Origin of the sequence: Campylobacter sp. RM9333 (genome assembly GCF_020137705.1) — a bacterium.
Lineage (GTDB): Bacteria > Campylobacterota > Campylobacteria > Campylobacterales > Campylobacteraceae > Campylobacter_E.
Window position 1 is genome coordinate 108,469 of sequence record NZ_JACGAY010000002.1, and the last position, 10,915, is coordinate 119,383.

Below are 10,915 nucleotides of genomic sequence, written 5' to 3' on the forward strand. Positions count from 1 at the left end.
AGATGAAAAAGTTTGTAATGATTCACGATAAAAATTTATGTATAGGTTGCGAGGCTTGTAGTGTAGCTTGTAAAAACGAAAATCAAATTCCAAGTGGGGTTTTTAGAGTGCAAGTTCATGTAAAAATGAAGGGAGTTTTTCCAAATCTTCAAACAGATTTTACAAGGGCAAGTTGTGTAATGTGCGAAGATAGCCCGTGTGTAAGCGTATGTCCTACGGGAGCTAGTTTTAAACTAGCAAATGGAATAACATTAATTGATGAAAATTTATGCGTATCTTGCAAATACTGCATATTAGCCTGTCCTTATAATGCAAGATTTCTTAATCCTATCACAAAAGCAATTGATAAATGCACTTTTTGCTATCCAAATAGAGTAAGCGATGGTTTAACCCCTGCTTGTGTTAGCGTATGTCCTACTGATGCACTAATTTTTGGGGATATAAATGATAGCAATTCAGAAGTCAATAAAGTCTTAGCAAGTAAAAGCGTTGAATATCCTAAAGCTCATTTAGGCACTAAACCAAAACTAGGTTTTATAAAAAATACAAAAGGAGGACGCTATGAATAATATGGCAGGAAGCTTAATGCAATATAATGAGATTTATTGGCCTTGGCCTATTGCACTATATTTGTTTTTAGCAGGGCTTAGTGCTGGGTGTTTGATGGTTTCATTAATAGTAAAATTTAATAGATTTACACATAATACTAATAGTATTTGGGACGCTACGATTAAAGCAGGAGCGTTAATTTCTCCACTTGCTATTAGCTTGGGGCTTTTGCTTTTGATAATTGATTTAGGCAAACCACTTACATTTTATTTATTGCTAATAAAATACAATTTTACTTCGGTTATGACTTTAGGTGTTTTATTTTTATTAGTTTATACACCTTTAGCATTTTTATACGCATTAATTATTTTTGAGCGTGAAATAGGGCTTTATTTTAGGTTCTTAATTCCTATTACAAATTCCATAAGAAAAATGGCTAATTTTGCAAAGATGATTGAATATGTATTGCTTTTCTTGGCTTTATGTGTTGGTGCTTATACGGGATTTTTATTAAGTGCGATTTCTAAAATCCCTTTATGGAATACTCCTATTTTACCATTGCTTTTTGTGGTTTCTGCGTTTTCTTGTGGAATAGCTGCAAATATACTTGTGGGAATTTTATTTTTTAAAGCTCACTTAAATAAAGAAAACATAAAATATTTATTGGTTTTAGATTTAAGAGCAATAATGCTTGAAATTCCTATCTTGCTTTTACTTTTTGTAGGAATGTATTATAGCGGGGGCGAGAGTTTAATATCGCTTAAGGCTATTTTTTCTCATGAGTTTTATTCAAAATTATTTTGGTTTGGAGTGTTAGGAACGGGGCTTGTTTTACCTATTTTAATAGCCCTAACCGCACTTAAAAACCACGCCTATAAACCTGCATTCATAATAATAAACTCTCTTGCTGTGCTAATTGGCGTAATAATGTTAAGATTTTTTATCGTTTATGCAGGACAAGTTTGCATTAGCTAAAGGTTTTTCCTTTAGCTAAACTATTACTTAACGCTATAAGTTACAATGCCTTTGTTTGTATAAACGCTAAATTCTAAAATGCTAGAGCAATTTTCGTTATTAAATGTCATAAATTCTCTACTTTCGCCAAATTTTAAAGGCATTTTGTAATCATAATAATATTTTCCATTGTATTTTTCTTTAGCAACTTGTTTTGCTTTTTCACAATTTTCAATATATTTTTTATTTTCTGTTTTTTCTACTCTTTCGTTTATGTGTTTAAAACCTTTGCTTTTATCATCTAAATCGTATTCGTACTCATAACTGCAATCTTCTTTACTTAATTCTGCCCATTTAATTAATTTTTCGCAATAATCAATCCAATTTTTATTTAGTATTCCAGTATTACATACTTTTGGTGGAGTTTCATCTGATATTGCACCTGTAGCGTTATTATCTTTCCAAAATTTATAATCAACTATAGCACAACCACCACGATTTGCTGTAATTCTTTTAATTTCAATATCATCTTTAGCAGTTAAGGTTAACATTTCCATTTTCCAGCCTAAACCATTTTTTGTTTTTTCGATATCGAACTTAAACACATCTTGACTTAATTCTTTTTTTTCATCAGAACAAGCACTCATAAATAATGCCACGCTACAAAACAAACTAGCTGTTAATAATTTTTTCATATTTTCTCCTTTTGATTTGGTTTAAAGCCTAATGCTTTGCATTATGCTTTTTGTAAAATCAGTATAATACCCCCCCCCATTCTTAAGTTTTACTTAATTTGTATTAGCTACATATAATTTATTTAGTTAAGCTAATTGTTTAATGAGTGTTTTTATACTATTTGCTGAATATTTTTTAAGGAGAATTTATGAATAAGTTAATTTTAAGTGTTGCTTTAGCTTCATCGCTTTTTGCTGCTACATCGTGTGATAAGGTTTTAAATAAACTTGATGAGCAAATCACAAAAGTTCAAAATCAAAAAAAGGCAAATCCAGAAAGGTTAGAATATTTAAAAACACAAAAACAAGAAATCAGCAAAAATTGTGTAGATGGTAAAATAGATAATGAAAAATTAAAAACCATCAAAGCTGAAACTAAATATGATTACGAGAGTAAAAAATTAGAAAAAAGCCAAGCAAAACTAAATGCTAAAAAAGAAAAAATTGAAGATAAATACAAAGATGATTTAGAAAAAATCAAAGCTAAAAAAGATAAAGAAGCTAAAAAATTAGCTGATAAAGAAGAAAAAGAATTAAAAAACAAAGCTAAAAAAGAAGCTAAAGAATTAGAAAATAAAGTTGATGATAAAGTAGAAAAAGTTGAAAAAGAACATAAAAAATCAGAAAAAAAGCTTAAAAAACTTGAAGAAAAACTAAAAGAACAAACAAATAATTAAAACTTTCCCTAAATACTATTAAGTATTTAGGTTTTAACTAATTATTGTAAAAACACTAATTGCCAAGCCAAATAATTAAAATAGCTAATTAGAATATTTTGCAGTTGATTAGGCAAGGCAGATTATTAAAATAATTTATTTTTTATAAGATTTTGCTATGTATTGATTAAATATCTTATCGTTTTCTTGCTTTTAAGTCTTTTTAATACTATTAAATCTATCTATGTAGTTTTTATAATTTAAACTCACTAATTAGCTCAATATTTCTTAAAATATTACAAATTTATTAGCAAAATAATTTAGCCTAATTTCCTTAATTTTGCTATGAAAAAGCCTGAATGTGTGTTGGTTGGCTTTATGCGATAAGTTTTATCAAGTCTATCATCACTATATTTTTCATCATAATTACTTAGTCCTTGTAAATACTCGCAAGGCAAATCAATTTCTAAAAGTTCTATATTAAATTTAGAATTAAGCGCATTAAAAATCACTGCTTCGTTCTCATAAAAATTATGCGTGCAAGTGCTATAAACTAGCTCCCCACCTATTTGTAAAGCTGTTAGGGCAGAGTTTAAAAGCTTTTTTTGAGTAGTGGCGATTTGCTTTATTTCTTTTTGACTTTTTGTGATAGAAAAATCGTGTATAAATGTGCTACACGGAGCATCAAGCAATATTTTGCTAAATCGCTCGGGCGTTTTACGACCTATCAAAATGCCATCGTGATTATAGGTTTTTGCCTTTACGCCGTAGTTTGCTAGGATTTTTTTAAGATTAAAAAATCTTTTGCTATTTAGCTCATTTGAGCTTAGATTTTCACAATTGTCGCTAAAATTAGCTAGATTTATACTCTTACCCCCTGGAGCAGCACACATATCCAAAATAATATCGCTTGAGCTAACATTTAAAGCCTTAGCGCATAAATAACTTGAATAATCTTGTATATAAATACCGCCATTTATTGCTAAATCGTGAGTTGAAATTCTTATTTTAAATTCTTGATTAAAAATATAAAAATTATTATCTATTTTTGTAGGTTCGTAAGTGCTAAATGCACTTAAAAACTTTTCTTCATCGCATTTGATAGAGTTTATAAATACTCCGAAATACTCCAAATCCAAAGGCTTTTTAAATCCATAAATCTCGCTAAAATGCTCGGCGTGGTTAAATATCATTAATATCCTTGTTCATTTAATACTTTATAATTATTACAACCATCTTGATGTCCTAATTCACAAGCTTTTTTAAAATAATCTTTAGCTTGTTTTTCATCTTGTTTTACGCTTTGTCCGTTGTAATACAAAATCCCCAAATTAAAACAACCTCTATCATCATTACCATTACAACCTTTGGTATAAAATTCTTTTGCTTTAGAATAATCTTGCTTTACTCCTAATCCTTCATAATATAAAAACCCTAAATTAGTACAACTTGGAATATTTCCACCATCACAAGCTTTGATAAAAAACTCTCTTGCTTTAGAATAATCTTGTTTTACACCTTGTCCGTTTTCATACAAAATCCCCAAATTAAAACAACCCATAGTTTTCCCACCATCACAAGCTTTGATAAAAAGCTCTCTTGCTTTAGAATAATCTTGTTTTACACCTTTTCCGTTTTTATATAAAATTCCTAAGTTAGTACAACCATTAACATCCCCACCATCACACATTTTATGCCATAATTCTTGTGCTTTTACATAATCTTGTTTGCCATAATATTCTAATCCTAATTTAAAACAAGCTTGAAAATCTCCATTATTACACTTACTCTCAAGCTCATTCGCACCTAAAATACCAGCACCTAAAAGCACTAAAAATAATAATTTTTTCATTTTATTTCCTTAAAATTTCTTATTATTAATATCCTTGCTCGTTTAATTTTCTATACCAATAACAACTATTCTGACCGCCTAAATCACAAGCTTTGCCAAAATATTCCTTAGCCTTTGTTTTATCTTGTTTTACACCTTTGTCTTTATAATACAAACTGCCTAAATTAAAACAACCATTAGGTAACCCATCTTCACAGGCTTTAGTAAAAAGCTCTTTTGCCTTAATAGGATCTTGTTTTACTCCATACCCACTGCTATATAAAACACCTAAATTATAACAACCAACACTTTCTCCACCATCACAAGATTTAGTATAAAATTCGCTTGCCTTTAAATAATCTTCGCTTGTTCTAATCACCCCTTTGCTATATAATAATCCTAAACCATAACAGCCTTCAGTAAATTCATCATTACAAGCTTTAGTATAAAGCTCTTTTGCTTTATCATTATCTTGCTTTACACCATTTCCGTTAGCATATAAATTTCCTAAATTAACACAGCCAACAACACTTCCCGCATCACAAGCTTTGGTAAATAACTCTTTTGCTTTTATATAATCTTGTCTTATTCCAAACCCTTCACTATATAACAACCCTAGATCAGAGCAAGTCGTAGCATCTTCATCACAAGCCTTAATAAAATATTCTTTTGCTTTAGCATAATCTTGATTTATAAAAAAGTAAAATTCACCCAAGCTAAGGCAACTAAGAATTTGTCCGTTATCACAAGCCTTGGTAAAATATTCTTTTGATTTAGTATAATCTTGATTTTTAGCATATTCTACTCCTAAATTAAAACAAGCTTCAAAATCCCCTTGATTACACTTACTCTCAAGCTCATTCGCACTTAAAATACCAGCACTTAAAAGTGCTAAACATAATAATTTTTTCACTTTACTTCCTTTAAATTTATCATTGTTATTTATCAAAACCCTTGCTCATCTAATATTTCATAATGGCTACAGCTGTTGTGTTCGCCTAAATCACAAGCTTTTTTTAAGTATTCTTTAGCTTTTCTTTTATCTTCTCTAACGCCTTGCCCGTTATTATATAAAGCCCCCAAATTATAACAACCCATAGCATCGTTACCATCACAACCTTTAGCATAAAGTTCTATTGCTTTTGCATAATCTTGTTTTGCTCCAAATCCATTTGCATACACAACCCCTAAATTAGAGCAACCACTAGCGTTTTCACCATCGCAAGCTTTAGTAAAATATTCTTTTGCTTTTATGTAATCTTTTTTTACTCCAAATCCATTTGCATATAAAATTCCTAAATTAAAGCAACCCGTAGCATTTCCGTTATTGCAAGCTTTGGCATAAAACTCTCTTGCTTTAAAATAATCTTGCTTTATTCCAAGTCCTTTTTCGTATAAAAACCCTAAATTAGAGCAACCCATAGTATCCCCATTATCACAAGCTTTAGCATAAAACTCTCTTGCTTTTGTATAGTCTTGTTTTACTCCAAATTCATTCGCATAAACAACCCCTAAATTATTGCAACCCGTAGCATTTCCGTTATCACAAGCCTTAGTAAAATATTCTTTTGCTTTAGTATAATCTTGATTTTTAGCATATTCTACTCCTAAATCTGAACAAGCTTCCAAATCGCCCTTATTACACTGACTCTCAAGCTCATTTGCACTTAAAATACCAGCACCTAAAAGTGCTAAACATAATAATTTTTTCACTTTACTTCCTTTAATGTCATTGCTTGTTTATTTTTTTATACAGCAAACAACTAGTATGTTCTCCATAATCACAAGCTTTTTTAATTAATTCAATAGACTTTTTAATATTATTTTCATATAAACTTGATAAAGCTAAACAGCTTTCTCCATTTTTATTATCGCAAGCTTTAGTCCATAATTCTTTTGTTTTTTCAATATCTTTTGCAACGCCAATTCCAGAATAATACATAAAGCCTAAAAATCCACAAGCACCAAAATCTTGTAGTTCGCAACTTTTAGTATAAAATTCTCTCGCCTTATTTAAATCTTGTTTTATGCCATCTCCTTCAAAATACATAGAACCTAAATTTGTGCAAGCAAAAGTATGTCCACCATCACAAGCTTTTGTGTAAAACTCACTTGCTTTTTTTAAATCTTGTTTTACTCCATTTCCTTGTTCGTAAGATAATCCTATATTAAAACAAGAAGAAGCATCTTTACCTTTACAAGCCTTAATCCATAATTTATTTGCTTTTTTAAAATCCTGCTCTACATCTTCGCCACTTGCATATAAATATCCAAGAGCATCACAAGCTTTATAATCGTTTTTATTGCAAGCTTTTTCTAATCCACTAATATCAACTGCACCTAAAACACTTGCACCTAAAAGTGCTAAACATAATAATTTTTTCACCTTACTTCCTTTAAATTTCTAATTTAATTTTTCAAATTCTCAATACTTTTACAAGCTCTTTCATCACCTAAATCACAAGCTTTTTTTAAATATTCTTTAGCTTTTTTATCCTTATATAAAAATGATAAAAAATAACACCCAACAGCATAATTATGATTACAAGATTTGGCATAGAATTTAATAGCTTTTTTCTTGTTTTGTTGCGTTCCAATCCCATAAGCATTCATAAAACCTACTGCATAACAAGCTTCATATAAGTTATTTTCACAAGCTTTAGTATAAAGATTTATGGCTTTAGTATAATTTTGCTTAGTTCCTATTCCGCTCTCATATAAAAACCCTAAATCATAACAAGCTTGCATATTTTTATTCTTACAAGCTTTAGACCATAAATTATAAACTTGTTTTAAATCATTTTCGTATTCAATTGGCTCTTTTGTAAAATCAATATTTTTAAAAATCTCAAATCCTAAGTCATAATCATTTGCTAATAAAACTTTAAATATAAGCAAACAAACGAGCTTTTTCAATTTAAATTCCTAAATAATCCTTAAGCAATAAAAATGCTGCAATGCTATCTTGTTTGCCATCTTTTTTTTTGCTACTAATAATTTTTGCTGCTTGCTTGCTTGTAAAACTTTCATCGTGATAGACTATATTGCTAAATTCAATTAGTTTTGAAAAATGCTCCACTCTTCTTCTCATCTCATCTTCAGCACTACCGCCCATTGGAATTCCTATTACAATTTTAGTGATTTTGTGCTTTTTGATTAGTTCTTTTACTTCTTCGGCTGCTTGATTGCGATTTATTCTAATTATTGCAGGTTGTGGCATAGGAATTTTCATTATGCTAATTGCAACGCCAATTCGTTTAAGTCCTAAATCAAGTGCAAGTATATTTTCCATTAAACACTCCTAACTAAAACTCCATCAATTATTATTTTTCCATCAAGTTCATAATCATATACTAATTCGCCGTATCGCTCTAAGGCTTCATCAAGATTTGCTCCGTTTTTGCAAAATTCTAAAAATTCATCGTAGTTTTGAGTGTAGCATTTTTGAACGCTGAAGTATTCTTGCATTTGTGCTACGAAAATATCAATATCATAAATTATTTTTGCCTTATAGTTTGCGATTAGCTCGTTTGTGCCATCACTTTCTCCTATTCTTTGGGCTAATACATAAATATCTTTTCCATATTCTAGGGCGTGTTTTGCTGAGTTTAATGAGCCGCTTTTAAGGTCTGCTTGGGTGATGATTAAAATATCTCCAAGAGCTACTACAAGGCGATTTCTAGCTAAAAAATCGTGTTTTAATGGGATATGATTTGGCTCGTTTTCGCTTAGTGCTAGGGCGTTTTCATATATTTGTTTGATGATTAATTCATTGCTTTTTGGATAGATTTTATTAAGCCCATTTGCAAAAATTCCTATATGATAAGGCAGGCTTGCTTTTGCACTTTCAATATCTACTCCAATTGCTCCACCACTTACTACACAAATACCTATTTGGCTTAGTTTTTGTGCTAGTTTAAAGGTTAGATTTTTTGTATAAACGCTCATTTTTCTAGAGCCTACTATGCTTATTTTAGGCATTTTTAAAAGCTCTAAATTGCCTTTATAATAAATCTTATCAGGCGGGTTTTTAAGAGTATTAAACTCATTTATAATCGTTGTATATATCATCTATATAAACTAGCTCAACTTTAGAAAAGTCATATTCGCTAATTGCTTTTAGGCTATTTTTGTGTGGGTGTGCTATGGCTATTGCTCTTTTATGTTTTAGGGCAAATTCCACTGCTTCATCTAGCTTTTTGCGAATATCATTTAAATCTTGTGAATTATCTAAAAATACATTTCTGTGGATATAAAATTGATTAAATTCTTTTGCAATTGTAGGTGCTTTTGTGTTGGCACTAGTCCTTGAATCAACGAAAATTAAATCATATTTTTTCAATGCTTTAAATAAATTTCTCATAGCGTTTTCATCTTCGCTAAATAATGAGCCTGTATGATTGTTTAGATATTTTAGATTTGGAAAAGCGATTTTGATATTTTTAATCCTATTTTCAATCACTTGATAACTATCACTTGGAGTAAGGGTTAGCGGCTCTTCTTTATTAAACTTTAAAGCCCTTAAAGGAAGGTGTATCATAAAAGATTTAAATTCTTTTGAATATTTATTAGTATCTGGGTGATTGTTTGTGTTAGGAAAAAAGCTCGGAGTGATTTTTTTACCATTTTTAATAATTTTTTTGATTTCTTCGCTTTGTTCTTTTGTCGCAACATCATCAATAATAATTGCTAATTTTGCCTTAATATTAGTAGCACTTGCTAAAGAACCAAAGGCTGAAGTTTCTTTAGTATCAAAACAAGTTACGCTAGTTACCTTACAATTATCATCATTTTTTTCTAAATCCATATTAGCAAATATATCACTAAAATTTTGATTTAAATTCTTTTCTTTATCAATGCTTTTTTCATTTTTATAATTATTTATAGCATTTACTATTGTTTGCGGTTTTGGTTTTTGAATTTCTTTTTGAGTTTTTATCTCTTTAGTTTCGCTAATTTGCTCTTTACTTTCGTATATATTTAAATATACCAAAAGCCCTATGCCAAATAATAATAAAAATAAAAAAATTATTTTAAGAGTTTTAGCAAAGCTAGAATTAGCTTTGCTTTTTTGCTTTTTTTTAGCCATTAATTTTTATCTTGTTGAACTAATTTGCTTTTTTCAATCCAAGGCATCATTTTGCGTAATTTAACGCCAGTTTGTTCTAAAAGGCTGTTTTTAGTAATATTGCGTCTTGCATTCATTTTTGGATAATTTGCACGGCTTTCTAAGATGAAATCTTTTGCAAATGTGCCATCTTGAATATCTTTTAATACTTTTTTCATAGCTTTTTTGCTATCTTCGTTTATAACTTTTTCGCCTGTAATATAATCGCCGTATTCAGCTGTATTTGAAATAGAATATCTCATATCAGCAATTCCGCCTTGATACATTAAATCAACGATTAATTTCATTTCGTGTAAGCACTCAAAATATGCCATTTCAGGCTCATATCCAGCTTCTACAAGTGTATTAAATCCTGCTTCAATAAGTGCAGTTAAACCTCCACAAAGCACTGCTTGTTCGCCGAAAAGGTCTGTTTCTGTTTCGTCTTTAAATGTAGTTTCAATTATAGCTGTGCGTCCGCCACCAATTGCACTTGCATAGCTTAGTGCTAGAGCTTTTGCATTACCGCTTTCATCTTGAGCAACTGCTATTAAATCAGGAACACCACCACCAATTACAAATTCATTTCTTACCGTATGACCTGGTGCTTTAGGTGCTATCATTATAATATCTACTCCTTTTGGAGCTACAATTTGTCCGTAATGAACATTAAATCCGTGAGCAAATGCTATAGCTTTTCCTTCGCTTAAGTTTGGTTTAATTTCGCTATTAAAAATTTGAGCTTGAAACTCATCAGGAGTTAAAATCATAATAACATCAGCTTTTTTAGTCGCATCAGCTACGCTTAAAACTTCAAAACCTTTAGCACGAGCTTTATTAGCCGAGCTTCCTTCTCTTAGACCAATTACAACTTTTACACCACTATCTCTTAAGTTTTCAGCGTGAGCGTGTCCTTGTGAGCCAAAACCAATAATCGCAACTATTTTGCTTTTAATTAAACCTAAATCGCAATCACGATCATAATAAACATTTACTGCCATATTTTTCCTTTTTCTTTTGATTTAATTAAGCAAATTATAACTATTTTAGTTACAATCTAATAAAAAAATATCAAATTTTATTT

General features: G+C 30.0%; 14 protein-coding genes. 3 read left to right on the forward strand and 11 right to left on the reverse strand.

Features of this window, described 5'->3' with window-relative positions; all coding sequences use genetic code 11:
* The first annotated feature begins 2 nt into the window (after nt 1-2).
* Entirely contained in the window at nt 3-569 is a 567-nt protein-coding gene (locus AVBRAN9333_RS01595; RefSeq protein ID WP_336609313.1) for a 4Fe-4S dicluster domain-containing protein, read from the forward strand.
* A complete protein-coding gene (gene nrfD / locus AVBRAN9333_RS01600; protein ID WP_336609314.1) occupies nt 562-1,524 on the forward strand; it encodes an NrfD/PsrC family molybdoenzyme membrane anchor subunit in 963 nt (320 codons plus the stop codon). Before AVBRAN9333_RS01595 ends, nrfD begins: the two co-directional genes overlap by 8 nt.
* A gap of 23 nt (nt 1,525-1,547) precedes the next feature.
* On the opposite strand, the gene AVBRAN9333_RS01605 is transcribed toward nrfD, so the two are convergent.
* Nucleotides 1,548-2,198 (reverse strand): hypothetical protein, encoded by a 651-nt coding sequence (locus AVBRAN9333_RS01605; RefSeq protein WP_336609315.1) that lies wholly within the window; start codon nt 2,196-2,198, stop codon nt 1,548-1,550.
* Nucleotides 2,199-2,386: 188 nt separating this feature from the next.
* On the opposite strand from AVBRAN9333_RS01605, the gene AVBRAN9333_RS01610 reads away from it, so the two are divergent.
* Nucleotides 2,387-2,914: a hypothetical protein gene (locus tag AVBRAN9333_RS01610; RefSeq protein ID WP_336609316.1), complete on the forward strand. Its 528-nt coding sequence runs from the start codon at nt 2,387-2,389 to the stop codon at nt 2,912-2,914.
* A 299-nt stretch (nt 2,915-3,213) separates the two neighbouring features.
* On the opposite strand, the gene AVBRAN9333_RS01615 is transcribed toward AVBRAN9333_RS01610, so the two are convergent.
* From AVBRAN9333_RS01615 to ilvC, 10 genes are read right to left on the reverse strand one after another with little or no spacing between them, the layout of a single operon-like run.
* The gene (locus tag AVBRAN9333_RS01615; RefSeq protein ID WP_336609317.1) at nt 3,214-4,086 is read right to left on the reverse strand and encodes an RsmB/NOP family class I SAM-dependent RNA methyltransferase; all 873 of its coding nucleotides are present in this window, start codon (nt 4,084-4,086) and stop codon (nt 3,214-3,216) included.
* Entirely contained in the window at nt 4,086-4,745 is a 660-nt protein-coding gene (locus tag AVBRAN9333_RS01620) for a tetratricopeptide repeat protein (RefSeq protein ID WP_336609318.1), read from the reverse strand. Before AVBRAN9333_RS01620 ends, AVBRAN9333_RS01615 begins: the two co-directional genes overlap by 1 nt.
* A gap of 25 nt (nt 4,746-4,770) precedes the next feature.
* A complete protein-coding gene (locus tag AVBRAN9333_RS01625; protein ID WP_336609319.1) occupies nt 4,771-5,637 on the reverse strand; it encodes a tetratricopeptide repeat protein in 867 nt (288 codons plus the stop codon).
* A gap of 32 nt (nt 5,638-5,669) precedes the next feature.
* A complete protein-coding gene (locus AVBRAN9333_RS01630) occupies nt 5,670-6,437 on the reverse strand; it encodes a tetratricopeptide repeat protein (protein ID WP_336609320.1) in 768 nt (255 codons plus the stop codon).
* 16 nt (nt 6,438-6,453) lie between these two features.
* Entirely contained in the window at nt 6,454-7,110 is a 657-nt protein-coding gene (locus AVBRAN9333_RS01635) for a tetratricopeptide repeat protein (RefSeq protein WP_336609321.1), read from the reverse strand.
* Between the two features lie 23 nt (nt 7,111-7,133).
* Entirely contained in the window at nt 7,134-7,640 is a 507-nt protein-coding gene (locus AVBRAN9333_RS01640) for a tetratricopeptide repeat protein (RefSeq protein ID WP_336609322.1), read from the reverse strand.
* A 1-nt stretch (nt 7,641) separates the two neighbouring features.
* The gene (ruvX, locus tag AVBRAN9333_RS01645) at nt 7,642-8,016 is read right to left on the reverse strand and encodes a Holliday junction resolvase RuvX (RefSeq protein ID WP_336609323.1); all 375 of its coding nucleotides are present in this window, start codon (nt 8,014-8,016) and stop codon (nt 7,642-7,644) included.
* The gene (locus tag AVBRAN9333_RS01650; RefSeq protein WP_336608701.1) at nt 8,016-8,795 is read right to left on the reverse strand and encodes a DNA-processing protein DprA; all 780 of its coding nucleotides are present in this window, start codon (nt 8,793-8,795) and stop codon (nt 8,016-8,018) included. The genes ruvX and AVBRAN9333_RS01650 overlap by 1 nt, the downstream gene beginning before the upstream one ends.
* Nucleotides 8,770-9,813 (reverse strand): divergent polysaccharide deacetylase family protein, encoded by a 1,044-nt coding sequence (locus AVBRAN9333_RS01655; protein WP_239803138.1) that lies wholly within the window; start codon nt 9,811-9,813, stop codon nt 8,770-8,772. The genes AVBRAN9333_RS01650 and AVBRAN9333_RS01655 overlap by 26 nt, the downstream gene beginning before the upstream one ends.
* Nucleotides 9,813-10,832, reverse strand: a complete 1,020-nt coding sequence (gene ilvC / locus AVBRAN9333_RS01660; protein ID WP_214150100.1) for a ketol-acid reductoisomerase — start codon at nt 10,830-10,832, stop codon at nt 9,813-9,815. Before ilvC ends, AVBRAN9333_RS01655 begins: the two co-directional genes overlap by 1 nt.
* Between the last annotated feature and the right edge of the window lie 83 nt (nt 10,833-10,915).

Bases quoted from the DNA above. Each gene is read 5' to 3' on its own strand.
- AVBRAN9333_RS01595 (WP_336609313.1), top strand. From the start codon at position 3: ATGAAAAAGTTTGTAATGATTCACGATAAAAATTTATGTATAGGTTGC.
- nrfD (WP_336609314.1), top strand. From the start codon at position 562: ATGAATAATATGGCAGGAAGCTTAATGCAATATAATGAGATTTATTGG.
- AVBRAN9333_RS01605 (WP_336609315.1), bottom strand. From the start codon at position 2,198: ATGAAAAAATTATTAACAGCTAGTTTGTTTTGTAGCGTGGCATTATTT.
- AVBRAN9333_RS01610 (WP_336609316.1), top strand. From the start codon at position 2,387: ATGAATAAGTTAATTTTAAGTGTTGCTTTAGCTTCATCGCTTTTTGCT.
- AVBRAN9333_RS01615 (WP_336609317.1), bottom strand. From the start codon at position 4,086: ATGATATTTAACCACGCCGAGCATTTTAGCGAGATTTATGGATTTAAA.
- AVBRAN9333_RS01620 (WP_336609318.1), bottom strand. From the start codon at position 4,745: ATGAAAAAATTATTATTTTTAGTGCTTTTAGGTGCTGGTATTTTAGGT.
- ruvX (WP_336609323.1), bottom strand. From the start codon at position 8,016: ATGGAAAATATACTTGCACTTGATTTAGGACTTAAACGAATTGGCGTT.
- AVBRAN9333_RS01650 (WP_336608701.1), bottom strand. From the start codon at position 8,795: ATGATATATACAACGATTATAAATGAGTTTAATACTCTTAAAAACCCG.
- AVBRAN9333_RS01655 (WP_239803138.1), bottom strand. From the start codon at position 9,813: ATGGCTAAAAAAAAGCAAAAAAGCAAAGCTAATTCTAGCTTTGCTAAA.
- ilvC (WP_214150100.1), bottom strand. From the start codon at position 10,832: ATGGCAGTAAATGTTTATTATGATCGTGATTGCGATTTAGGTTTAATT.